This window comes from Bacillus sp. OV166, assembly GCF_900177675.1.
Taxonomy (GTDB): Bacteria; Bacillota; Bacilli; order Bacillales; family Cytobacillaceae; genus Neobacillus.
Genome location: NZ_FXWM01000001.1, coordinates 4,683,399 through 4,707,959, shown reverse-complemented (window position 1 = coordinate 4,707,959; position 24,561 = coordinate 4,683,399). Strand labels below are relative to the sequence as shown.

The 24,561-nt window shown below is 37.9% G+C and carries 28 protein-coding genes; 24 read left to right on the top strand and 4 right to left on the bottom strand.

Annotated elements, in window-relative coordinates; all coding sequences use genetic code 11:
* The first annotated feature begins 52 nt into the window (after positions 1 to 52).
* From CCK98_RS23040 to CCK98_RS23025, 4 genes are read left to right on the top strand one after another with little or no spacing between them, the layout of a single operon-like run.
* Positions 53 to 1,240: an HpcH/HpaI aldolase/citrate lyase family protein gene (locus CCK98_RS23040; protein WP_088088706.1), complete on the top strand. Its 1,188-nt coding sequence runs from the start codon at positions 53 to 55 to the stop codon at positions 1,238 to 1,240.
* Entirely contained in the window at positions 1,191 to 2,567 is a 1,377-nt protein-coding gene (locus CCK98_RS23035) for a phosphoribosyltransferase family protein (protein ID WP_179195907.1), read from the top strand. Before CCK98_RS23040 ends, CCK98_RS23035 begins: the two co-directional genes overlap by 50 nt.
* A complete protein-coding gene (locus tag CCK98_RS23030) occupies positions 2,548 to 3,669 on the top strand; it encodes a cysteine protease StiP family protein (RefSeq protein WP_256942449.1) in 1,122 nt (373 codons plus the stop codon). The genes CCK98_RS23035 and CCK98_RS23030 overlap by 20 nt, the downstream gene beginning before the upstream one ends.
* Positions 3,666 to 4,466 (top strand): hypothetical protein, encoded by an 801-nt coding sequence (locus tag CCK98_RS23025; RefSeq protein WP_088088705.1) that lies wholly within the window; start codon positions 3,666 to 3,668, stop codon positions 4,464 to 4,466. Before CCK98_RS23030 ends, CCK98_RS23025 begins: the two co-directional genes overlap by 4 nt.
* A 1-nt stretch (position 4,467) precedes the next feature.
* Here the strand turns inward: CCK98_RS23025 and CCK98_RS23020 are convergent, their stop codons facing one another.
* Complete coding sequence (locus CCK98_RS23020; RefSeq protein ID WP_142292196.1) at positions 4,468 to 4,680, bottom strand: hypothetical protein; 213 nt, start codon at positions 4,678 to 4,680, stop codon at positions 4,468 to 4,470.
* A 241-nt stretch (positions 4,681 to 4,921) separates the two neighbouring features.
* Between CCK98_RS23020 and CCK98_RS23015 the strand changes: the two genes are divergently transcribed.
* The 7 genes from CCK98_RS23015 to CCK98_RS22985 all read left to right on the top strand — a co-directional run bounded on the left by CCK98_RS23015 (position 4,922) and on the right by CCK98_RS22985 (position 11,120).
* Entirely contained in the window at positions 4,922 to 6,559 is a 1,638-nt protein-coding gene (locus tag CCK98_RS23015) for a YceG family protein (RefSeq protein WP_088088703.1), read from the top strand.
* Positions 6,560 to 6,571: 12 nt separating this feature from the next.
* Positions 6,572 to 7,666 carry a toxic anion resistance protein gene (locus tag CCK98_RS23010; RefSeq protein WP_088090522.1) on the top strand — a complete coding sequence of 365 codons (1,095 nt, stop codon included), beginning with the start codon at positions 6,572 to 6,574 and terminating at the stop codon, positions 7,664 to 7,666.
* A 48-nt stretch (positions 7,667 to 7,714) separates the two neighbouring features.
* The gene (locus tag CCK98_RS23005) at positions 7,715 to 8,326 is read left to right on the top strand and encodes a TerD family protein (protein ID WP_088088702.1); all 612 of its coding nucleotides are present in this window, start codon (positions 7,715 to 7,717) and stop codon (positions 8,324 to 8,326) included.
* Positions 8,327 to 8,360: 34 nt separating this feature from the next.
* Positions 8,361 to 8,939 (top strand): TerD family protein, encoded by a 579-nt coding sequence (locus tag CCK98_RS23000; protein ID WP_088088701.1) that lies wholly within the window; start codon positions 8,361 to 8,363, stop codon positions 8,937 to 8,939.
* A 139-nt stretch (positions 8,940 to 9,078) separates the two neighbouring features.
* The gene (locus CCK98_RS22995; protein WP_088088700.1) at positions 9,079 to 9,786 is read left to right on the top strand and encodes a toxin; all 708 of its coding nucleotides are present in this window, start codon (positions 9,079 to 9,081) and stop codon (positions 9,784 to 9,786) included.
* 54 nt (positions 9,787 to 9,840) lie between these two features.
* Positions 9,841 to 10,635 (top strand): thymidylate synthase, encoded by a 795-nt coding sequence (locus CCK98_RS22990; RefSeq protein ID WP_088088699.1) that lies wholly within the window; start codon positions 9,841 to 9,843, stop codon positions 10,633 to 10,635.
* Complete coding sequence (locus CCK98_RS22985) at positions 10,632 to 11,120, top strand: dihydrofolate reductase (protein WP_088088698.1); 489 nt, start codon at positions 10,632 to 10,634, stop codon at positions 11,118 to 11,120. The genes CCK98_RS22990 and CCK98_RS22985 overlap by 4 nt, the downstream gene beginning before the upstream one ends.
* Before the next feature lie 71 nt (positions 11,121 to 11,191).
* On the opposite strand, the gene CCK98_RS22980 is transcribed toward CCK98_RS22985, so the two are convergent.
* Positions 11,192 to 11,431, bottom strand: coding sequence for a hypothetical protein (locus CCK98_RS22980; RefSeq protein WP_088088697.1), 240 nt, complete (start codon positions 11,429 to 11,431; stop codon positions 11,192 to 11,194).
* 315 nt (positions 11,432 to 11,746) lie between these two features.
* Between CCK98_RS22980 and CCK98_RS22975 the strand changes: the two genes are divergently transcribed.
* The 10 genes from CCK98_RS22975 to CCK98_RS22930 all read left to right on the top strand — a co-directional run bounded on the left by CCK98_RS22975 (position 11,747) and on the right by CCK98_RS22930 (position 20,533).
* Positions 11,747 to 11,941 (top strand): twin-arginine translocase TatA/TatE family subunit, encoded by a 195-nt coding sequence (locus tag CCK98_RS22975; RefSeq protein ID WP_088088696.1) that lies wholly within the window; start codon positions 11,747 to 11,749, stop codon positions 11,939 to 11,941.
* Between the two features lie 170 nt (positions 11,942 to 12,111).
* Positions 12,112 to 12,855: a twin-arginine translocase subunit TatC gene (tatC, locus tag CCK98_RS22970; RefSeq protein ID WP_088088695.1), complete on the top strand. Its 744-nt coding sequence runs from the start codon at positions 12,112 to 12,114 to the stop codon at positions 12,853 to 12,855.
* Between the two features lie 341 nt (positions 12,856 to 13,196).
* Entirely contained in the window at positions 13,197 to 13,448 is a 252-nt protein-coding gene (locus tag CCK98_RS22965; RefSeq protein WP_088088694.1) for a DUF2535 family protein, read from the top strand.
* Positions 13,449 to 13,583: 135 nt separating this feature from the next.
* Positions 13,584 to 14,426: a DegV family protein gene (locus CCK98_RS22960; protein ID WP_088088693.1), complete on the top strand. Its 843-nt coding sequence runs from the start codon at positions 13,584 to 13,586 to the stop codon at positions 14,424 to 14,426.
* 130 nt (positions 14,427 to 14,556) lie between these two features.
* Positions 14,557 to 16,074, top strand: a complete 1,518-nt coding sequence (locus CCK98_RS22955; protein WP_088088692.1) for a spore germination protein — start codon at positions 14,557 to 14,559, stop codon at positions 16,072 to 16,074.
* 11 nt (positions 16,075 to 16,085) lie between these two features.
* Positions 16,086 to 17,207 (top strand): GerAB/ArcD/ProY family transporter, encoded by a 1,122-nt coding sequence (locus CCK98_RS22950; RefSeq protein ID WP_088088691.1) that lies wholly within the window; start codon positions 16,086 to 16,088, stop codon positions 17,205 to 17,207.
* A complete protein-coding gene (locus CCK98_RS22945) occupies positions 17,191 to 18,357 on the top strand; it encodes a Ger(x)C family spore germination protein (RefSeq protein ID WP_088088690.1) in 1,167 nt (388 codons plus the stop codon). The genes CCK98_RS22950 and CCK98_RS22945 overlap by 17 nt, the downstream gene beginning before the upstream one ends.
* 82 nt (positions 18,358 to 18,439) lie before the next feature.
* The gene (locus CCK98_RS22940) at positions 18,440 to 19,018 is read left to right on the top strand and encodes an SCO family protein (protein ID WP_088090521.1); all 579 of its coding nucleotides are present in this window, start codon (positions 18,440 to 18,442) and stop codon (positions 19,016 to 19,018) included.
* Positions 19,019 to 19,129: 111 nt separating this feature from the next.
* The gene (locus CCK98_RS22935) at positions 19,130 to 19,954 is read left to right on the top strand and encodes an SGNH/GDSL hydrolase family protein (protein WP_088088689.1); all 825 of its coding nucleotides are present in this window, start codon (positions 19,130 to 19,132) and stop codon (positions 19,952 to 19,954) included.
* Positions 19,955 to 20,533: a YpmS family protein gene (locus tag CCK98_RS22930; protein WP_088088688.1), complete on the top strand. Its 579-nt coding sequence runs from the start codon at positions 19,955 to 19,957 to the stop codon at positions 20,531 to 20,533.
* Between the two features lie 29 nt (positions 20,534 to 20,562).
* Here CCK98_RS22930 and CCK98_RS22925 read toward each other — a convergent pair whose 3' ends face one another.
* Positions 20,563 to 21,315, bottom strand: a complete 753-nt coding sequence (locus CCK98_RS22925) for a DUF4397 domain-containing protein (RefSeq protein WP_088088687.1) — start codon at positions 21,313 to 21,315, stop codon at positions 20,563 to 20,565.
* Positions 21,316 to 21,657: 342 nt separating this feature from the next.
* On the opposite strand from CCK98_RS22925, the gene rsgA reads away from it, so the two are divergent.
* The 3 genes from rsgA (at position 21,658) to msrB (ending at position 23,882) form a co-directional block, all read left to right on the top strand.
* The gene (gene rsgA, locus CCK98_RS22920; RefSeq protein WP_088088686.1) at positions 21,658 to 22,725 is read left to right on the top strand and encodes a ribosome small subunit-dependent GTPase A; all 1,068 of its coding nucleotides are present in this window, start codon (positions 21,658 to 21,660) and stop codon (positions 22,723 to 22,725) included.
* Between the two features lie 235 nt (positions 22,726 to 22,960).
* Positions 22,961 to 23,452, top strand: a complete 492-nt coding sequence (gene msrA / locus CCK98_RS22915) for a peptide-methionine (S)-S-oxide reductase MsrA (protein WP_373408545.1) — start codon at positions 22,961 to 22,963, stop codon at positions 23,450 to 23,452.
* Positions 23,442 to 23,882, top strand: a complete 441-nt coding sequence (msrB, locus tag CCK98_RS22910) for a peptide-methionine (R)-S-oxide reductase MsrB (RefSeq protein WP_088088684.1) — start codon at positions 23,442 to 23,444, stop codon at positions 23,880 to 23,882. Before msrA ends, msrB begins: the two co-directional genes overlap by 11 nt.
* A 21-nt stretch (positions 23,883 to 23,903) precedes the next feature.
* Here msrB and CCK98_RS22905 read toward each other — a convergent pair whose 3' ends face one another.
* Positions 23,904 to 24,494 (bottom strand): DUF502 domain-containing protein, encoded by a 591-nt coding sequence (locus CCK98_RS22905; RefSeq protein ID WP_088088683.1) that lies wholly within the window; start codon positions 24,492 to 24,494, stop codon positions 23,904 to 23,906.
* Positions 24,495 to 24,561: the final 67 nt, after the last annotated feature.

The following is a 24,561-nucleotide window of genomic DNA, read 5'->3' as shown; positions in this document are numbered from 1 at the left end:
TGACGAGAGTCCGTCTCCTCTATTTTTTACCTTTAAAGAGGAGTAAATAGTTATGGAATTTTTTACATACTTTTACGAAAATGAAATTAAACGATTCTTCTTTCAAAAACCGCAGGCTTATACAAAATATTCTCACCGTGAACTACTGTCCTATGGTTTAGGCGCCACGCTTTATATGCCTGCCACACGCCCTAATATTCATCAAGAAATCCTCTCTAAGAAGCATGAAGGTTTAACGTCCCTTGTCATCGACTTAGAAGATGCTGTTGGTGATAACGAGGTAACTGATGCTGAGGCAATGCTTATCAGTGAATTATTAAAGTTATTTTTTGAATTAAATAAGGGCTTTTTGAGCTATACGGATCTACCACTTATGTTTATCCGAATCCGAAACCTAGAGCAGTTAAAACGGGTTACCGAACAATTAGGGGATGCAATAGGTCTGCTTACTGGGGTGGTGCTTCCAAAATTCAGTGCTGAAATTGGTGAAGAACTATTAATGGAAGTAAACCGATTACATACAAAGGAGCACCCATTTTATGCTATGCCGATTTTGGAGACAGCAAAGGTCATTCAAAAAGAAACGAGAATGGACGAATTAATGAGTATAAAGAATCTTCTTGATCGCTACAAGGACATTATTCTTAATGTTCGGATTGGGGCTACTGATTTTTGTGGATTATATGGAATTCGCCGTAGTGCGGATACTACCGTTTATGATATCGCTGTCTTAAGAGATTGCATTTCAGATATTATCAATGTCTTTCAACGCTTTGATAGTTCCTACGTTGTATCTGGTCCAGTTTGGGAGTATTTTTCTGCGAAAAAGAGAATGTTAAAGCCGCAGCTTAGGCAAACACCGTTCCGCGAACGGTACGGGGATGAAGGGTTGAAATGGAGAGCAAAATTAATCAATGAACATATGGATGGTTTAATCCAGGAAATCTTAATGGATATTGCAAACGGAATAACAGGAAAAACGATTATTCATCCTTCACATATCAAAGTAGTGCAAGCCCTAAATGTCGTTTCCTACGAGGAATTCATTGATGCTAGCAATATCATAAATGCGGCAAATGGGGATATTGGCGTTTTGAAAAGTAATTTTGCTAATAAAATGAATGAGATAAAACCTCATTATTACTGGGCAAAGAAAACCATTTTAAAATCACAGCTGTACGGGGTGTTACATGAAGAATTCACAACCATTGACCTTATCAAAAAAGAAGTATATGTATAATATCTTAGACTCGATTGAAACAGAGATAGAAGTTTCTGAAAATCCGTATGATTTGCCACTAGAAGAGTTATTTACAATGGCAGCCAGAATAAATAAGAAACGGTCGTTTTTGTTTGTAAGTAAAGTGCTCGGTAAACACTTACCAATTGATCCTAATAAGGGACTGCAAACTGGAGCACTTCTTGGTGCGAGATTCCTTGAAACGGTAAAGAAGATAAAATGTTTAGAAACTGAGAGTCTATTAACCTCCTTTAAAAATGGAGAATCATATCAGAGTAAGGCCTTTATCCCTGACAATATTCGTCCTGTAGTGATAGGATTTGCTGAAACCGCCACCTCACTTGGGCATGCTTTCTTTGATTGCTTTATATCAGCTGAATACTTTCATACCACTAGAGAAGAACTCGAACAGGAAAAACCAAAAATCACCTTTGAAGAAGAGCATTCCCATGCTACATCACATCGTTGTTTTATTCCGTTAGAAATGATACAAAATGAACGGGAAATCATCCTCGTTGATGATGAACTGACAACGGGTAAAACCGCTTTAAATATTATCCAATCGATCCATGCTAAATTCCCTAGACGTATTTATACCGTTGTTTCCATTTTGGATTGGCGTTCAGAAGAAAATCGATATGGCTTTAGCCGTCTTGAACAGGACCTGGGGATAAAAATCAATGTGGTAAGCCTTTTGGCCGGTACAGTACAGGTTAAACAGCATAATGATATGAATAATTGGTCAATAAAAGTGGAATCGAACAAGCGCGTCGAGTCCTCTGTCGAACGAATAGACCTATCACCTTTTTTTACCATGACCCTCTATTCAGCCAATAACCCGATGAATAAGTCAGCATTTATTAAAGAGACAGGTCGATTCGGCCTAAGCAGTACGGAAAATAGGAGTCTTCAACAGAAAGCCTCTGCAGCTGCGGCCGTTTTATACAATAAAAGGATTGGAAAAAGGACGCTTTGCCTAGGCACTGGAGAGTTTATGTATCTTCCGATGAAATTAGCTGCCGAAATGGGTAAAGGTGTTTATTATCAATCAACAACCCGAAGCCCGATTTTTATTGAAGACAAAGTAGGATACGGAGCGAGGTTTGGTGCGTCTTTTCCTAATCCTGAAGACCAAGATATTACCCACTTTTTTTACAATATTCCACCAGGATTCTACGATGAAATATTTATCTTTTTTGAAAGAACAGTAAAGTTAGAGAATCTTCAACCACTACTGAAAGAACTAAGTAAATTACAAATAAAGATGATTAGACTCGTCTTTTTTTCTGAATATCGAGGTGAACAAGTTGAAAACCACAATCAATAAACCGGCAAAAATCGGAAGCTATAATGCGGAGGATGTCCAATTCCTATTAAAGGATTTAAGTGATATTAAGCTAGAGGATTCGACTGAAAATCGGGAATTGATGGTTCAATCAGGTGTTCACTACAGCGAATCACTGCCAATAGAGTACCAGCCGCCAAAGGCGTATGTGGATTTATTTTGGGAAACCTTACAGGAATACAAACAAAAAGTTGCCCTATGTATTGGTGTTGTGGCTGAACAAATCTATCAATCTAAGGGTGATAGGGCCGTACTTGTTTCTCTGGCGCGTGCAGGAACGCCTGTGGGGATATTAATAAAAAGGTATATTCACATGAATTACCATGTATTATTGCCGCATTACAGTGTTTCAATTATCCGCGACAGAGGGATTGACGAAAATGCACTTCAATATATACTTAGACAACATCCAGAGGCTGATATTCAATTTGTTGATGGGTGGACAGGTAAAGGGGCAATTTCGCTTGAATTGACCAAAGCCTGTCATGATTATCAACAAAAATATGGGATAAACCTCGACGACACATTAGCAGTCATCGCAGATCCAGGATATTGCACCACTTTGTTCGGAACTCGCGAGGATTTTTTAATTCCTAGTGCATGTCTAAACTCAACTGTATCTGGGTTGGTGAGCAGGACGGTTTTAAATGATCAATATATCGGGAAGGATGAATTCCATGGAGCTAAGTATTACGAGGAATTGATTCCTGTTGATGTTTCCAATGAATATATTGATTTGATTAGCAATGAATTTGTAAACATTGCAGGCGAAGCGGCGGAGATGGCTACACATAAGGAAAATGAGAAAATAGAAACTGGATTCTTGGGGATGGAGGACGTCAAGCGAATTCAATCTGAGTTTGAAATTGAAAGTACCCATTATATCAAACCAGGAGTCGGAGAAACAACAAGAGTTTTGCTTCGCAGGGTTCCATGGAAGATACTAATGCGCGATCCGTCAAGTCCATTTGTCAAACATATTCTAATGCTTGCCGAAGAAAAGGGTGTAGACGTTGTACCATATCCAAATTTAAAGTATTTATGCTGCGGCTTAATCAAGTCGGTTAAGGGGATTAAAAAATGATCTTTGCATCTGACCTTGATCGTACATTGGTTTATTCGAAACGGGCTATAGAAGAACTAGGAGAACTAGATAAAACAGTCATAAAACCCGTTGAAAAAAAAGATAATAATTGGGTTGCCTATATGACAGAACGATCCTTTTTTGCTTTAAAAGAGCTATCACTATCTAGTCTTTTTGTTCCGGTTACAACGAGGACAACAGAGCAATTTAACCGTTTCTACATTTTTAAGGAGGACATACAACTAAAATATGCAATTACTTCAAATGGGGCCAATATTATTAATAATGGTGAAATAATGAAAGATTGGTCGACCTATATTTTTCAGCGTATAAACGCGGAATCGGTTCTACAAAATGAGTTGCTTGCGATTTTAAAAAGAGAAGGCTTTCAATTTGATGGGCAAATAAAGCAGGCGGAGAATTTATTTTTCTATTTCATCTTAAACAGTCTTCCACCTGCTTCAGATCGAAAAGCGATTAATGATTTGGCTGTATCAAATGGTTGGAGGATCTCCATACAGGGGAGAAAGCTCTACTTTATCCCTCTTGCGATCAGCAAAGGGGATGCACTTGAATTTATCTCTAAGCGAGAAGGTATGGAAGTCATTGCGGGTGCGGGGGACTCCGTACTAGATTGGGACTTTCTGAAAAACTGCCAATATCGATTTGTCCCAGCCCACGGTGAGCTTGCAAGGGTGTCAGGCACTAGTAATTTTACACTTACAAAAAATTATGGTATTAGTGCAGGGGATGAGATTACCCAACAATTTTTACAGCTGCAACAACTTATAGTTTAATCTATTTCACTTTTCGGTTAAAAACAAATAAGTATACGCAAGAAAATAAACTATAGCATCCAAAAAAGAATAGAATCGACATGGCTAGGGAATGCAATGTTGAAGAAAGCAGCATCGTAAAGATTAAGCTAAACACAAATAAATCTAGGTAAATAAAAACATCGGAAACCATCACTTCCATCACGGTATTTAATTCTTCCTGAATGTGTTCCATCCTAGGCCGCTTATATAAAAATCTCATTCGAGTCACCTACTTTAACGTCAGTACTCAAATAGTATGTAAGGACAAGGAAAAAGGTGAAAAATGAGGAAATGGTGAAAAAGACGAAACATTTTTTTATGACATTCGTATAAACAAATGAACCAATTAAATAACTATGATATGATGTTATGGAAACCTTACATAATTTTCTAGCGCTAGAAAAATAGCTTCTTTTTTGAGGAAGGGATTATGAATGCATCCATCATTAAATCAGCTAATCGCCCATCCAGTATCCCTTTCATATGAAAATTGGCACGCCTTGCTGAAAAAACCGCTGCCTGAACGGCCAAATTATTCATTAGAAAATGGAAAAATTCACATTGGGCAAGTACTTGGAAAGTTCCTTGGGATACCAATCGATACGGATACCTATTATAACCAGCTTTTTGATTATGTTAATAATGAGGAATGGAGACTTCATTTGCTAAGTGAGGAATCACTAGATAAAACAATTAACAACACTCACTTTCAATCCATTCAAAAAGTCATAAATATTAATCGTGAACAAAAGCTGTCCATCAACCGATTTACGGCTTTTCTAGATGGGGAACAGTTATTGTTGAAATCAAAGGTACCGGTAATCCATAGGAAGATAAGAGAAGCGATGATCGCAACACTGGAGTTGTACGCAAAACTTGAAAGGGACGGGCTAAAGAACCACGAGCTTAGGCGGGTGCTTGTTGACATTGTTAAATGGTCCATCAATCATTTACAGCCCGTTTTGGAAATGGCTGATCCACAAATCGAAATGCCTAAATTTTTGTGGTACGGCGAATTTAAGAAAAGCCACCAATATTTTTTATATTATTTAAGCAGGCTTGCCTGTGATATTGTTATTTTCCATCCAGAAGGTAAGGATATTTTAGAAGGTATGATGGAGGACCCAATCTTCTCGCATCAATTTCAAAATAAGCTGCCTGCGGAACCGTTACCTAAGGAAAAGCGCAGTCGTAAGGCAACGGTTGCATATAGGGCCTCAAAAGAAATTGAAACGATTTTAAACCAAGAGGGTTCAGGTCTTTACAAACCATGGCAATTAAGGGATTATACTCCGTCCTCGATTACATTAAAAACGACTTATGATGAACTATTTATTCTTGGGAAAGAAATGGCGATGGTAAGACCAGATTTTGAGGTGGGGAACGGACAAGTCAAAATACCTTCTATCTTTGCTAAAGTACAGGGTGTTAGTAAAAATCGCAAAGAGTACTGGGACCGTCTGCAATCACTCAGTGAATTAGAGCATAGTTTACTGATTCGCCGTTTGCCAATCACGATGACAAGCACAAGTGATTTTCGCTTTCATTATCGAAATGCCCTTGATAAGGATGGCTTTATTAATCCGGCTAATATGATGCAAGCACATTACTGGCCATATTCCTTTTTATCTTCTGGCTTACAAAAAGGAATCGCTAATGCCGTTAGGAGAATCTGTGAAAAACCAGGTTTAAAGCCCTTACCGAAGGAAAGTATAGAAGACGTAAAAATGTATTTATTTACACAGGCATTGTTTATGCCAAAACCCATCATTCAGTTAATCGAGAGATTTGACTACTCGCAACATATACCTAAATTAATCATTTACAATAATGAATTAGCAGGTATATTCTCAAGGTCAGATGCAGCACTTATCTTGCTATTAAATCAATTTGGTATTGATATCATCCTGTATAATCCTCCTGGGCATAATGATATTGAAAATTTCTTGGACGATCGTTTATTTGACAAGCATTGGCTTGAAGACGTTGTTTTTGATTTAGAATTTAAAGAACCGTCTATTTTTAAAAAAGGGCTTTTTCAAGGAATCTTAAAAAATTTAAGGGGAGATTAATAAGTGACTCTTATGCCGAATCCATCAAGCGGTTTAACGCCAGCAGGTACGGATGACATCCTAACAGAAACAAAAGTCTCTGACATTAAACTTGCACTTCGGAAAGAACCAGAAATTCAAAATTTAGCCCGTACGATTGATGAGCGTGACCAAATCCAGGTTTTAGAGTTTGGGAAGGAACCAGCCGTCCAAATTTCCCGTTTTTCGGATCAGATATTAAACAATATGAAGACTTCAAAAGTGGAGGATTCTGGTGAACTACTTAAACAACTGGGCCGGATTATGGATAAGTTTGATGCTAAGGACTTTCAAAAAACTTCAGGTGGATTTTTTGGTAAGCTCTTTAAAAAGGGTGAAAAGGTGGTCGAAAAGCTGTTCGGCAAATACCAAACCATGGGCTCCGAGATTGACAAGGTATACATAGAAATATCGAAATATCAGCATGAAATGGTTGATGCAACAAATATGCTCGAGCAAATGTATGAGCAAAATTATCAATTCTATTTAACGCTTGAAAAGTATATTGTTGCGGGTGAGATAAAAGTTGAGGAACTAAAAAATAATCAACTTCCCCAGCTTGAATCCCGAGCTGGAGCAGGTGATCAACTTGCCTCCATGCAATTGGACTCGCTGAAAAATGTCATTGAGTTATTAGAACAACGCATCTATGATCTAGAAATGGCCAAAATGGTCTCACTGCAGACTGCTCCGCAGATTCGTCTTTTGCAAAGAGGAAATACGAAACTGATTGGAAAAATCAATTCGGCATTTGTGACGACTATCCCGATTTTTAAAAATGGTCTGATTCAAGCGATGGCGGCGAAAAGACAAAAGCTGGTTGCTGATTCAATGAGTGAACTTGACCGCAGGACAAATGAAATGCTTCTGAAAAATGCGCAAAACATTTCCCAGCAAAGCACGGATATTGCTAGGCTTGCCGGAGGTCCAAGTATAAAAATCGAGACGATTGAAGAATCTTGGAATATTATCATCAAAGGCATGCAGGAAACAAGGGCTATCGAAGATGAAAATAAACGGATGCGGATTGAAGGCACCAAACGTTTAGAACAACTGCAAAATAACTTTAAACAGTTGAAACAATCTTAGTTAATAAATAGGTTTTGATTTACTAAATTTCTTATTGGGGTGATTGAATTGGCTATTAATTTACAAAAAGGGCAACGTGTTGATTTAACGAAGAGTAATCCAGGATTATCTAAAATCATGGTAGGTTTGGGCTGGGATCCAGTACAAAGCGGCGGTGGCGGCGGCTTATTCGGCGGTTTATTCAGCGGCGGTGGTGCAGCTAATATAGATTGTGATGCTTCCGTTATTATGCTTGGTGCAAACGACAAGCTCCAAAACAATAAGGACGTTATTTACTTTGGAAACTTAAAGAGCAATGACGGCAGTGTACAACACTCAGGTGATAATTTAACAGGTGACGGAGACGGTGATGACGAGCAGGTAATGATCGATTTAAGCAGAGTACCGTCCAATATACAGAAACTTGTTTTCGTTGTTAATATCTATGACTGTGTGAAGAGAAAGCAGCACTTTGGGATGATGAAAAATGCTTTTATCCGAGTCGTGAATCCTGGGAACAATCAAGAGCTCATCCATTATAATTTATCAGATAATTACAGCGGGCTAACATGCCTTGTGACTGGAGAAATTTATCGTCATGGCAATGACTGGAAGTTTGCGGCAATCGGCAGCGGTACAAATGCAGCCAGCCTTAGTGAAGTTGTTCGTTCCTTTAGTTAGGTAATTAAATAAAGTTCAAAAAGAGGTGATACGTTTGGGTATAAACTTAGCAAAGGGACAAAGAATTGATTTAACAAAAACGAACCCTGGGTTAACTAAGGTAATTGTTGGCCTCGGCTGGGATACGAATCGTTATCATGGTGGAAATGACTTTGACTTGGATGCATCCGCGTTTTTAACAGATGCGAATGGAAGAGTTATCCAGGATTCCGACTTTATTTTTTACAATAATTTGATTCACTCTTCAGGCTCTGTTGAACATACGGGTGATAATCGAACCGGAGAAGGCGACGGCGACGACGAGCAAATCAAGATTGACTTTAGTAAAGTTCCCACGCATGTGCATCGAATTGCGATTACGGTGACCATTCATGATGCGGACGCAAGATTCCAGAATTTCGGCCAAGTTTCTAATGCCTTTGTTCGCTTGGTTGACGAAGATACTAATAATGAGGTCTTAAGATTTGACCTTGGCGAGGATTTTTCGGTCGAAACAGCGGTTGTTATTTGTGAACTTTACCGCCACAACGGTGATTGGAAATTTAACGCGATCGGCAGTGGTTTTGCAGGTGGATTAGCCTCGCTTTGCCGAAATTATGGATTAGAAGTTTAAATTTATTAAAATTGTGAAGCTGCTGTATTCGGCAGCTTTTTTTCCTTTATTCCCCACTTTTGGCTTGTAAATTCAAATTAACTAACTAAATCCTATGTTATAATTCAATTAATATATTGAATTATTAGGGGATGATAATTTGCGTAAATCGGTAATTACTCTACTAATCGCTGGTTTATTTCTATCATCCATAAATACATCACAAGCTTCTTATGATGGTATTTTGCTTGGAGATTATCCTAGAAATTCGCTAATCTACCAATCTCTTAAAGATGATCGGTCAGTAGCACTTTTAGATCAAATAATTGTATTACCAAAGGAGCACTTTGATCAACAAGAAGCGGCTGCTATGATTTCCAGAATCAATTCTTTACCTTTCTCCCTTTTAAAAAAAATAAACAATCAGGGAATTACCCTGAAACTTTTTAATGGAAAGCTAACGGATAATCCCACTGCAAGGCAATTAGCTGGGCAGGTTCCGCGGGGTTATACATCTAACGTAACCTGGGATGATATCCCAGGGATTGGAGGATCGAAGGTGGTCCTTGTTAAGATTGGTTCCAGTGAATCAGGAAAGGGTCATAGTTCTGTAAATCTAGAATTACATGAGTTGGCCCATTCGATCGATCGCTATGTGTATGGGGAGATTAGTGGTTCCAAGGACTTTAAGAGCGTATGGGAAAAGGAACATGAACAATTATTTCCGGGAAACAGCTATTTTTTATATCCAGAAGAATATTTTGCAGAGACCTTCTCAATGTACTATTTAAATAATGAAACAAAAGAACTATTACGGAAGAAAGCACCAAAAACATTTGAATTTTTGAAACAGCTATCGCTTCACTAATTTGCCCTTGATTGTTAAAATAGATAAATATGTGCAGATAAGGGAGTGTCCACGGTGAAGCAATATTTAGAATTATGTAAGCATGTACTTGAAAATGGAAACATAAAGGGTGACCGAACTGGTACGGGTACAATTAGCACCTTCGGTTATCAAATGAGATTTAATTTGGCAAAAGGATTTCCACTCGTGACGACCAAAAAATTACATTTAAAATCGATTATCTATGAACTGCTTTGGTTTTTAAATGGGGATACGAATGTTCGGTATCTACAGGAAAACGGGGTCCGCATTTGGAATGAATGGGCAGACGAAAATGGGGAATTAGGTCCTGTCTATGGTCACCAATGGCGTTCTTGGACAGGTGCGGATGGAAAAACCGTTGACCAAATTACGGAGCTTATCAACCAGATTAAAACGAATCCTAACTCAAGAAGACTACTTGTCAATGCCTGGAATGTTGCTGAAGTAGATAATATGGCGTTACCGCCGTGCCACTGTATGTTCCAATTTTATGTGGCAGATGGGAAGCTGTCCTGCCAGCTTTACCAACGCTCAGCCGATGTATTTCTTGGCGTCCCGTTTAATATCGCATCCTATGCACTGCTAACAATGATGGTTGCCCAAGTGTGCAACTTGGAGCCAGGTGAATTTATCCATACCTTTGGTGATGTTCATATCTATCAAAACCATCTCGAACAAGTTAAGTTGCAAATGGAGAGAGAGCTGAGAGCATTGCCGACTCTTAAAATTAATCCCCAAGTCAAGGATATCTACTCTTTTGAGTATGAAGACTTTACATTAGAGGGATATGATCCACACCCTCACATTAAAGGAGTAGTGAGTGTATGATTTCCTTTATTGTCGCGATGGACGAAAATAGAGTAATAGGGAAAGATAATCAATTACCATGGCATTTGCCGGAGGATTTAAAATTCTTTAAGAGGGTGACGATGGGCCACCCAATTGCGATGGGAAGAAAAACGCATGAATCCATTGGTCGTGTCCTTCCTGGCAGAGAAAATATTGTGATCACCCGCCAGGTTAATTATCAGAGTGAAGATTGTACGGTTTTTTATTCCATTGAGGATTTTGTAAAGAAAAGCAAAAAGCAAAGCGAAGAAATCTTCGTCATTGGTGGAGCGGAAATATTTAACGAGACATTTGAGTTTGCGGATCGTCTATACATCACGCTTATTCATGAAAAATTTGCAGGAGATACGTTTTTTCCTGAATTTGATGGTAGCAAATGGGAACTAGTGTCTAGTGAAAAGGGCTTAATGGATGAGAAGAATCCGTACGATTATGAATTCAAAATATATGAAAGAAAATCGTAGCGCGGATTGATCAGGTTTGGACTCATAAAAATAAGCATCAGCGCATCGCTGGTGCTTTCTTTTGTTTGATATTAGAAATAGGATCCATTTAATTCGTAATCTGCTAATTTAGCAAGCATACCCCTAAATTCATGTGGATGGCAAAATTCTCTTTCGTTGAAATGTGTTTTAACCCAGCTTATTAATTCCAGTGGGCTATTAAAATATTCCCCGCTACGATCGCTTTTGCGAATGGTGTATCTTCCATTATCATCATCAAGTGTTACCTCAACAGGAAGAGCCCCATCATAACTGCAAAGTGAAAATTCCATCCTCATCACATCCTATCCTTATTATTTATCATTTTAAAAATTATATGTTAGTAATGAACCAATTATATTCAAATAAAAGAAAGTTTTCAAAATATTTTAATAATTCCTTAAACGCATTTAATCATTGACTTCGTTAGTTGTAATTGTTAAATTGTCATTAGTAATTAATAATGTGATACGAAAATGCTTTATTGTTTTACTTTTTCTAGATATTGTGAATTTACTATGAATTATTGCATATAACTAACTCAAAACGATTTTTCGGTACTATAATCATAGTAGATATAATACAACAATTAAAGGGGATGTAAATCCATGTTTTCTAATATCGGTATACCAGGATTGATTTTGATTTTAACACTTGCATTGATTATTTTTGGGCCTAAGAAACTTCCGGAAATTGGCCGCGCCTTCGGACAAACATTAAAAGAATTTAAAAAGTCAACCCGTGAACTAACAGACGATGTTATGAATGATATTGATGAAGAAAAGAAAAATTTGATTAAATAAGGTGTGAGATTTTAAGTCTTACACCTTTTTCTTCTCTAGGTTTAACCTATAAAAACGCATGAAAACTTGTTCATCTTATTAAAACAATGGCACTATTTCGTTTAGAGTCAACTCTATGAGCGATATATACGTGCACATCTTTAACCTTTTGAAATTGGCAGGGGAAGTACATGGAAGATAAAGAATTAAATTTAGTTGATCATTTAGAAGAACTACGTAAAAGAATTATTGTATCTGCACTTGCATTTGTAGTCTTTTTTATCGCCGGTTTTATTTATGTAGACGATATCTATAAATGGTTTGTTGGAAATACAAAACTGATGGTTCTCGGACCAAGTGATATAATGTGGATTTATTTCATGCTGGCAACTGTTGTAGCTGTGGCGGGTACTATTCCAGTTCTCGCTTTGCAAATTTGGCTATTTGTTAGACCAGCATTAAGACCGATAGAAAGAAGAATAACGATTTCTTATGTTCCGGCTTTATTTTTCTTGTTTATCATTGGTCTTGCCTTCGGCTATTTTATTATCTTTCCGATGGTTCTAGACTTTTTGGTGAATATGGGAAAAGATATGTTTGTCACAAACTTCACTGCCGAAAGATATTTTAGCTTTATCATGAATATGACCTTGCCATTCGGGGTACTGTTTGAGCTTCCAGTCGTCGTTATGTTTTTGACTTCACTTGGCATCATTAATCCGTTTGTTTTAGCAAAAATTCGTAAATATGCGTATTTCGTTCTGATTATTATTGCAATCGTTATTACACCTCCAGACTTTATGTCTGATTTTGTGGTAACCTTGCCACTCTTGCTCCTTTATGAAATCAGTATTAATTTATCGAAGTTTGTCTACCGCAAACGCTTGAAAAAGCTGCAGGAAGAAGACAAAGAAGATGAGGTAGTCGAAGCATAAATGGAATGCAAAAAGACCTTAAGGGTTAAATCCTTTAAGGTCTTTTTTTTGTTGAGTTACCAATATTCCCAACTTAATATCTAAAAGGTTCGATTATCGGAAAAGAAAAAGGCCAGTTATTATTGGAAACTCCACTGGGTTCAAAGCGATTGCTTTCTAGATTATCAGGAACTATGTTTCCTAGAATATGCTAAAAAAAGTGACTTATTTTTTCATGAACTACAACACATACTGTGGACTTTTAATTCATAAATATTTTTTAATCCATGCATAATTAGACACAATTCGTCGTGCAAAGAGTGTATAATATACTCAAACGGGTGAAAAAGAGGATTGATATTTTGTTATTCAAAAGCCTAGAGTTCAAAAATGTTGTTGGACAGAAGGTTAAAGTCATGGACATTCCTGTATTGGAGGAAGATAGCACTTATAAATTTATGATCCAAGTCCGTTTACAGACGTTTGTTACGTCGCTTTACAACGAAAAAAACTTGAAAAAATGCTACTCCTTTAAAGATTATTTGAAAAAGGTCATGAAGTGGCCAGATTATGAACAATTGTTTAAAGTTGGAGAATTAAAGAATAACGCTTAATGCCATTCGAGCACCGCAGGGTATCCCCCAGCGGTGCTCTTTTATTTTAAAAAGCACGAAAAGTGATGGATGTTATTCCTTTCAATAGTAGTTAACTGTATAATACATAGCAGTACTGTTAGGGAAGTGATTGTTATGAGCAAAATTAAAATTGTAACCGATTCAACAATGGACATGCCGCTAGAAATGGCCGAAAAACTGGGTATTGTGGTGGTGCCATTGTCCGTAACGATAAATGGTGAATCTTACTTAGACAGAGTGGAAATTGATGCAGCTGAATACATAGAAGTAATGAAAAAATCTGAGGAATTACCGAAAAGTTCCCAACCTTCTGCGGGTACTTTTCTTGAAGTTTACGATCGGCTTGGAGAAGAAGGCTATGAGGTATTATCAATCCATATGACAGGCAAAATGAGCGGGACAGTTCGATCTGCTGAGAGTGCAGCCCAAATGACGAAAACGAAAGTTACAGTCATTGACTCGATGTTTATCTCGATTGCCCTCCAGTTCCAGGTAAAGGAAGCAGCGGAAATGGCCTTGCAGGGTAAGAGCATGGACGAAATCCTTAACCGGCTTGAAAGGGTGCGCGAACATACAAAATTGTATATTATGATAGATACCCTTGAGAACATGGTGAAGGGTGGACGGATTGGTAAGGGAAAAGCCTTTATAGGTTCATTATTAAATATCAAGCCGATTGCCTCGCTTGAAGGCGCCGAATACAATCCCGTCGCCAAGGTTCGCAGCCATACACAGGTGGTTAAATATATGGCCAAGCAATTTGCGGAGGATGTCCAAGGAAAAACAATATGTGGTGCTGGCATTGTTCATGCGGAAGCATACGAATTATCCTCTAAACTAAAAAAGGCAATTACTGAATTAACCGGGTATAAAGATATTTCGATTGATTACACGGGTCCTACGATAAGCACTCACACTGGACCTGGGACAATTGCCCTCATGTATTATTTTGAATAAATTTATCAGACGAAGGGTGTCAGGCACCATGTGAAGTTTTCACATGGTGCCTGACACCCTTTATTTTCTTTTGGTTAATATTAGAGTTTTTGGTAAAGATAAAAAAAATTGAAGAGTTAAGGTGCTGCCAATGTTTAAGCGTAAGTCAGAGAATAAAAAGTCAGAAGATAAAAAACCGCATAGTTTGAATGTGGAAGACCTTAAATTAGAGCTACAAAATGAGATAGGTGCCTGTTCAGACCTTAATTTTCGGACTTTAAAAAAGAACGGGAAAATGATTGTTTTTTGCTTTTTAAGCAGCCTTATAGATAAAACTAGCTTTGATGAATTTGTCCTGTTACCAATTCAACAAAATACTCAAAGTGAATGGACCACCGAGAGTATTGCACAAATTTTGCCGATTGCCGAAATTTCTGCTGCCAATCAATTAAAAGAAATCGTTTCATCGTTAATAGAAGGAAAAGCATACATTTATGCTGATGGTGAGCCGTACGGGATCCTAGCAAATGTCGGGACAACTGTTGAAAGGTCCCTTGAAAAGGCAGAAACAGAGTCCCTTGTTTATGGTCCGAAGATTTCTTTTACAGAATCATTAATTGGAAATTTAAATATTATAAGGAGTAATTTGAAAGATCCACAATTGTGCATGGAAGATATCACGATCGGAAAAAGAGTAAAAACACCTGGTAAACTTGTCTACGTTAAGGATATCGTCGATGAAGACAATGTGAATACCTTTCGGCAAAGAATCTCGGAGTTAGAATATGATTACATTCCGGATACAACGGTACTTGGTCAGTTGATAGAGGATAATAGTTGGACGATTTTCCCACAAATTATGTCAACAGAACTACCGGACCGAGTCACCCTTTCATTAATGAGGGGGAGAGTTGCCGTATTGATGGACCGTTCTCCGTCTGCAATTTATGGTCCAACACCATTTCTTAGTTTTTTTGAATCAACCGAAGATGTTTACATGCGTTGGAATATGGGTTTTTTCTTAAGAATGCTGAGAATTGTTTCGATTTTTTTATCGGTCCTGTTGACGCCAGCCTATGTGGCTGTATTGTCTTATCATTATGAGGTCATTCCTTCAGCATTGCTTATTTCTCTTGGTCAATCTAGGGCGAATGTTCCTTTCCCACCAGTAATTGAAGCCCTTCTCTTAGAATTTGTCATCGAGCTATTAAGAGAAGCTGGAGCAAGACTGCCTACAAAAGTTGGTCAAACAATGGGTATTGTCGGTGGTATTGTTATCGGTCAGGCAGCGGTCCAAGCGGGCTTTACAAGTAATATCTTAATTATCATTATCGCACTAAGTGCCCTCGGCTCCTTTACTTCTCCCAGTTATATCATGGGTACTGCTGTTCGTATGATTCGTTTTCCAATTATCATTTTAGCAGGTATATGGGGGGGGATTGGAATTATGTTATCGTTTTGTTTTGTGCTCATTCACCTGTTGAAATTAACCACATTAGGCAGACCCTACCTTATGCCTGTCTATCCATTTAGGTGGAAGGACTTAGGATACAGTATTATCAAATTTCCGTCTCAATTTCTATCTTACAGGCCATTAACGAACCGTCCGGTAGACAACAAACTTTTTCCAAAACAAAAAGGTCGTGAAAAAAAGGATGTAGATGAATAGGAGCGGTCAGGATGAAAGTGAATTTACAGCCAAAGGAAGGATTATTGGTAAATGCATTCCTAGTCATGTTTTTTATAAACGCTACGCAAACTGGCGTCGGAATTGTCGGATTACCGAGGATTGTATTCTTGGCGGCAAAACATGATGCTTGGATATCTGTCTTTCTTGGGGGAGTATTATCAGCCTTTGTCTTAGCGATGATGGTTTTAATGCTTCAAAAATATGATAGTGCTGATTTATATGGAATCCAGGTAGATGTTTTTGGAAAATGGCTTGGGAATGCCATGAACATTTTTTATATACTCTATATGACCTTAAGTTTTTTTGTTGTCCTGATGAACTATGTTGAAATTATCCAAGTGTGGATTTTTCCAGATTTACCAACATGGCAAATCGCTCTTGCACTAATCCTTTTAACAACCTATGCCGTTAATGGCGGCATTCGTATCATTGTCGGGATTGCTTTTCTCTCGGTAATAGGGACAATTTGGTTGATGTTTATCTTAATCGTTCCGATGCAATATGCAGACCCTAAGAATCTGCTTCCTCTTTTAAATACTGATTTGAAGCATATTGTGAATGGTGTGTATAAAACATCCCTTTCGCTAATGGGCTTTGAACTACTTATGTTTTTATATCCATATGTGAAAGAGAAAAAAAAGGTCTTTCTGTACTCGCAAATAGGGAATTTTTTAACAACCATTCTTTTCACGTCGATTACAATGATATCCATTACATTCTTTGCTGAAAATGGATTAGCTCGGACTATTTGGCCTGTTTTATCAATGTTTAAAATCGTTAGGTTACCAAACTTAGAACGGTTTGAATTTATTGCTGTTTCTTTTTGGATGTTAGTCATCTTGCCAAACATGTGCTGTTATTTCTGGGCTGCATCTAAGGGATTTAAACGGATTATTAATTGGAAACAAAATCATGGGATATGGATCCTTGGCATCCTTGTTTGGGTGGGTTCATTCTTTATCAAAGCAAGGTATCAAATGAATGAACTGACTGATTTTGTTGGTAAACTCGGCTTTTTAACTGCCTTCTGTTATCCGGTACTCCTTTCAGTGCTCGTTTTGGTTAAAAAATGGTTCCTAAGGAGGAAGAAATCAAGTGCGGAAGCTTCATAATGGCAGACATAGACTATTGTTGGTTTGTTCGATAACGATGGTTATCAGTGCTGGTTGTGTTGAGCAAAAGCCTCTTGAAAAATTAGGGCTAATTACAACATCAGGGTACGATATGGAAGGGACAAATCAAATTAGAGGAACAGCAGTCGTTCAAAAATTTGATCCGATGACCCAATCCGCTACAAAAGTAATCACTTCTGTGGCAAAAACAAGCAAAGGATTAAGACAACAACAAAATCTTCAATCAAACCAAAAACTCGTTTCAGGACAGCTCCGTTCGGTTGTCTACAGTAGAGAGCTTGCCAAAAAAGGAATTATCCAGCTTGTCGACACGTTGAATCGTGATGCCGCCATTGGGAATATGGTCTATTTAACGATTGCTGATAAATCCGCTTCAGAAATTATGGAAATAGAAACTAATAATAAAGGGAGTTTAAACCTTGGTACATATATGTACAATTTAATTAAACAAAATGTGGAGGGTGAACAAATTATCTCCCCGACCCTGCATGAGTTTAACCATAATTATTATGACATTGGGAAGGACCCTGTTCTCCCAATCCTTAAAGTAAAGGATAAAGATGTTATTATTTCTGGGGTGGGTCTTTTTAAAGGTGACCGTTTAGTTGATGAATTAAGGCAAGGGGATCTTTTTTATTTGAAAGTATTAATTGATAAATATAAAGCTGGTACAAAAGAAATGGGGTATAAGACAGATCAATTAAAAAAAATCATTATAAAAAACGAAAATTACACTAAAAAACCAATATTCAGTAAAATATATGTCAGCATTGATAACATTCGAAGTAAGACTAAAATTGAAATAGTCGATAAAAAAAACCTCCGTTTTAGAGTGGATGTAGACTTAGATTCAAGGGTATTAGAAATGACAGAAGCCTTAGATTTAGGTAAACCAACTTCGGTAAAGTTTCTTGAAAAAAAGTTAGATGAGTCGATGAAAAAAAAAATAGAAAGTTTACTTCTTCATTTTAAGGAATTAGAAATAGACCCAGTCGGTCTTGGAAATGAATACGAAGCCCACTTAAGGGGCAAACCGATCACGCAGGAGGAGTGGGACCGAAAGTATAAGGATGTTACCTTTGATGTCCATGTAAAGAATACGATTGAACGAACGGGTGTTATCGATTAACAAGCCATTTCCTTTCATCTTCATCAAATCTTTGTTAAACTATTCACGATATGGAATAGAAAAAAAGGTTGCAGGTGATGGTATGAAAGCTCGGTTTTTAGTAGTGGTCTTAGTTCTTACAACACTCATTATGTCGGCATGTGGACAAAAAGAAATAGAAAATGCCGTCGACTGGCCAATTAAGGACTTTACAGCTACAAATCAAGACAATAAACCCTTTGGATTAAAGGATTTAAAGGGTAAGGTATGGATTTCAGACTTTATTTTTACAAGCTGTGCAGATGTTTGTCCGCCGATGACTTCTAACTTGACAAAATTACAAAAAATGGTCAAGGATGAAGGCTTGAAGAATGTTGAATTGGTCTCCTTCAGTGTCGATCCAGTTGTCGATACCCCTGAAGTATTAACCCGATATGGGGAACAATTCCAAGTAGATTTTAAAAATTGGACCTTTGTGACTGGATACTCGCAAGAGTTTATTGAAAACTTCGCCCTGAAAAATTATAAAGCACTTGTCAAAAAACCTATCGAGGGTAATCAAGTGATTCATGGGACCTCTATATATTTAGTAGACAAAGAAGGACATATTAAAAAATCCTATGATGGTTACAAGAATGTTCCCTTTGATGAAATAATTCATGATATGAAAGCATTACAATAGACCCTCGGACAGGTCTATTTTTTTTGGCAGGAATAGGATATAGTACATATTGTTTTGAATGATTCAAGCCGTGTTATAATAATTATAATCTAGAAGGCAGGTGAATTTAAGATGAAAAAGCTCTTCCCCCTTCTAATTCTCACGGTATTATTCCTATGTTCATGTAATCAAGTTAGCCAATGGGCGTTACATTCTGAAAAGAAAACTGCAGCACAGGCATTTGCACAAGTTCCTGCTGACTTCGTCCCCCGCAAATTAACAGTTTTATCAGCAGGCGATTCACTTACTCAAGGGGTAGGCGATAGTACAAACAAAGGCGGCTACTTGCCATATTTAGAATCAATGCTTGAAAAAGAAAAAGGTATAAAAGAAGTTGACTTCTATAATTATGGCGTAAAAGGTAATCGGACAACTCAACTTTTAAAACGATTGAAAACGCCAGAAATGAAAGCTGTGATACAAAAGGCAGATCTTGTTATTCTAACTATAGGTGGAAACGACATTATGAAAGTCGTCAAGGACAATATTGAAAACCTTCAACTTTCCACGTTTACCACCGAAAAAGAATCCTATCGAACTCATTTAAAGCAAATTATCGAGGTTATCATTAAGGAAAATCCCCATTCTCAGGTTGTATTAGTGGGGTTATATAATCCATTTTCTAAATGGTTTTCAGAAATTAAAGAGTTGGATGAGATTGTTGCTGATTGGAATAAGATTGGTCAAAGAGTGGTTGCTAATTACCCCAATGCCTATTTTGTCTCAATAGAAGACATGTTTTTAAATTCTAACGAAAATTTATTATTTACAGATAATTTTCATCCAAATGACAAAGGCTATGAGTTGATTGCGCAAAGGTTGAACAAGACATTAGAAGAACAAGTATTACCTGAATTGGACAAAACGCCATATATGGTCAATACAGAGGAGAATTAGATGAAAAACAAATGGAAAATCGGATTCCTGCTGTTGATAGGAATCAACCTTTTGTTCGCTATTGTTATGTTGTCGCTGGTAATGTTCCCGTCGGATGGCCGGCAAACGAGCAAATTGAATGTGCCAATGGGTGAACATGTTTCCTTCCATGTTAATTCAAATAAGAATGATTTAAATAAACTCATCAATCATTATTTAAAGGAAGAGGCCGCTGATTCACCGATTGATTATCGAATCATTTTGGGAGATGAGGTTGAATTATATGGTACCTTGCCCTTCTTTAGTGAGGAATTGAATATGAGGTTAACCTTCGAGCCTAAGGCACTTGAAAATGGTGATTTGGTTTTAAGACAGAAATCAATGACAATCGGCAGTTTACACCTCCCCATTTCGTACGTCCTAAATTTTATTAGCGAAAATTATAAGATTCCAAAGGGAGTCGACATAAGACCTACAGATAAAGTTATTTATGTTAATATGCAACAGTTAAAACAAAAAAGTGATATAAGAATAAAGGCAGATAAATTTGATTTAAAGAAGGATGATATTGCCTTTACGATTTTAGTACCAGTGAAATAGGCGCCTCATCACTAGGAGGCACCTGTTTTTTATTCCTTGATAGTGATGAATTGGAATTCTGGTTGACCATTGGCTAAGCCAATAAAAACAATTGTGTAGCTTTCATTTGCCATAAATTGAACCCTCGGCAGGGGTAGAAGTATGGTCCTACTGCCAGTGGCCCTTGCTTCCAAATCGACTGTCATCGGTGTTAACCCTAAATATTGGGTTGCCTGCTTATAAGAAACATTTGGGAAAATCACATCTCGTTCTTTGACTGCAATGTCTAGTGGCGAAGTATCTGGTGATAAGTGGATAAAGCGAACCTTCGATTCATTTCTTGGTACTGATGGTTGATTCTGAAACACGAGCAGGCGCAATTTCTTAACAGAGTCAATTGCAGCAAGTGTATAGGAATTTCCAGGTTCAACAGTTATCGTTTTATTTAAAACGCTGTCCACCATATTTCCCGTTCGGTAAATGTCAATATGATGTTTTCCAGCAGGTAATGACAGAACTGTACTTACTTCTTTAAATGGTAAGTCCCTTATCACTCGTTTCCCGTCTATATAAATATCAACGTTTGGGGAATCTGGGGAGGTGTGAAGGAAACGCACCTTCGCTTCTAATTGTATTGGTTGGGAATCTGTACGCATGAAGTTCATCGCTTTATTCATGTATTTTATATGTTTTAAATAATACTGCATGTGTAAGTTTGGAAATGAGTATTTATAAAATTGAGCTAACAAATCATACATCGCCGCTTTTTGAAGATAATCGGAATGAGTTCTTTTCTCGGTCATTTTATCAACTCCTATCTAATGGATTACACCATAATTTATTCAAGCTTAAATAGGTAGGTGTCTAACTTATATCGCAGTAATTTGGAAATTTTTCATTTTTTATTTACAAATGGGAATATTACACATATACTGATAACAAATATGATTGAAAGTGGGTGAAGTGCAATGGCAATTGAATCGATGAGTCCAAACCGTAATTTGAATATTGTTGTTTGCACAGCCCAAAGATTTTCCTGTTAGGGATCCTTTGTACCCTTTATTCCATTATGCGAATAAAACCATGGGCTGTGTGTGCCTATGGTTTTTATTATGAAAAAATAATGATTCGCTGGAGGAATAAAGATGAATTTAGTAGCAATGGGTTTAACTGAAACAGTAAAAAATGATTTTCATAAATTAAATACAAATGATGAGATGATTCTTGGCCGTGTGGCACTCGAGCACAAACGAATGTATAGGGTGTGGACAGAACAGGGTGAATTATTATGTGAGGTATCGGGCAGGTTTAGCTTCAATGCCCTTAACAGAGAGGACTTCCCAGCTGTAGGTGATTGGGTTGCTCTAATGCCGAGGAGTAACGAAGGAAAAGGCACCATTTTGGCCATCATGCCGCGAAAAAGTAAGTTCTCGCGAAAATCAGCTGGTCTTACCGCACAAGAGCAAATCATTGCGACCAATATCGACACTGTCTTTCTCGTAAATTCACTGAATGAGGATTTGAATCTAAGAAGAATCGAACGCTACCTTTTGCTTGCTTGGGAAAGTGGGGCAAACCCAGTTATTGTTTTAAGTAAGGCAGACCTTTGTCAGGATCTCGAAAATATGCTGGCTGAGGTTGAAGCGATTAGCCTTGGCGGAGTTCCAGTTATTGCAGTTAGTGCCGAAACGATGACTGGCTTTGAGGAACTAGAACCTTTCTTGAAGCCAGGAAAAACAATTGCCTTGCTTGGTTCTTCAGGGGTTGGGAAATCGACTTTAACGAATCGTCTCTTAGGAGAGGAGAAACAGCTAGTTCAGGATATTCGAATGGCAGATGATAAAGGGCGTCATACAACTACCCACCGTGAACTAATCCTTCTCCCGAATGGCAGTGTTTTGATTGATACGCCAGGAATGAGGGAACTGCAACTTTGGGAAAGCTCAGACGGTTTAACAGAGACCTTTTCAGAAATTGAAGAATTAGCTACCCAGTGTCGCTACCGAGATTGTCAGCATAAGAATGAGCCCGGCTGTGCTGTGGTGAAGGCAATTGAAGAAGGATTGATTGCGGCTGAGCGGCTGACAAGCTACAACAAGCTGCAAAAGGAGTTGGCGTTTATCGAAAGGAAAGCTGATAAACGTGCACAAGCAGAAGTTAAAAAACAATGGAAAAATATAAACAAACAGATGAAGCAGCGAAAGAGCTATTAAAATAGGAAAGGCTGAACAAGTTAGGTCGATGTCGACCGTGACTTGTTTAGCCTTTTATTATTGTCTAGCCCCAGGCCCAGCGTTAGAGGACTCTGCCCTTCTTTCAGTCAGGAGATTTTATTTTTCCTAAAACATTCTGTATACTCATACTCAAAGTGAAATAAAGTTAAAGGGGTGTGGGAACTTGGAAAAAACAAATCAAGTTGCAACGTTTGCTGGCGGCTGTTTTTGGTGTATGGTGAAACCATTTGATGAACAGCCCGGAATTAATAGCGTTACTTCAGGCTATACAGGGGGATCCGTAGAAAACCCGACATATCAACAAGTTTGTACGGATACTACTGGCCATTTTGAAGCCGTGCAAATCACCTATGATCCAGAGATTTTTCCTTATGAAAAACTATTGGAGTTATTTTGGCAGCAAATTGACCCTACCGACCCGGGCGGCCAATTCCATGATCGAGGGCAATCGTATCAAACGGCAATTTTCTACCATGATGAAACACAAAAAAGGCTTGCCGAACAGTCCAAGCAAGCATTACAAGAAAGCGGCCGTTTTACTAAACCGATTGTGACGCCGATCTTGCCAGCACAGACCTTTTATTCAGCCGAAGATTATCATCAGCAGTACTATAAAAAAAATCGGGCCCATTATGAATCCTATCATGTAGGCTCGGGTCGAGCAGGCTTTATTCAAAGTCATTGGGGGGAGAAAAATGAAAAATAAGGATGTAGAACAGCTAAAAAAGGAATTAACACCGATCCAGTATGAAGTCACACAAAATAATGGCACAGAACCTCCGTTTCGAAATGAATACTGGAATGAAACGAGAGAGGGGATTTATGTAGATCTTGTTTCTGGGAAGCCGCTGTTTAGTTCGTTGGATAAATTCGATGCCGGCTGCGGCTGGCCGAGCTTCACTAAACCGATTCAAGACGAAGAAGTGATTGAAAAAGGTGATTTCAGTCATTATATGACTCGGACAGAAGTAAGGAGTAAATCAGCTGATTCCCATTTAGGTCACGTCTTTAATGACGGACCAAACCCAACTGGATTGCGTTATTGTATCAACTCTGCCGCATTGCGGTTTATTCCAAAAGACGAGCTCGAAAAGCAAGGATACGGGGAATTCACGAAACTTTTCGGAGCAATATAAAAAGCCGCGATCGCGGCTTTTTTATTTTACCTTTTGTTTTGAACTTGACGTCATTCCGCCCGATAAGATAAATTTCATCGCTTCCTCGGGTTTGACGTCGATAATTTCTACTTGTTCCTTTGGTAGAAGAAAGGTAAACCCGGCCACCTGGAATGTTTGCGGGATATAGACAGCCACATGGTCCTTTAAAGGAGAATAAAATTCCTCTAATTGTTCAGAAGTAATAAATCCCAGACTGCGCATTTCTGTTCCTGGAATCACCACTAGAGCTACCTTGGAAAAGGACTTTTTCTCGCCAAGGAAGGATTGGACCGTGTCTTTAATTACGGAATAGATGGTCTTAACAACTGGAATCTTGTCTAAAAGAATATCGATCAAGCGTATGATTTTACCCGAAATATATTTCGTAGATAGCCACCCTAAAACAGTTATTAAGATGATGGTAGTTAGTAAGCCAATCCCAGGAATGTAGTCTTCCTTTAAATAAGGCTTTAGAGTGTTACCAAGTAAACCGTCTAAAAATAGAAACGTTTTGTAAATCACATAAATTACAAGGATGATAGGGACAATCGTTAAAATACCGTTAATAAAATTTTTCAAAATACCTTTCATGGTTTCACCTACAATTTTTATCATTGTATTTCATAATATAGGCGAATGCACATACGGGTCAAGTACC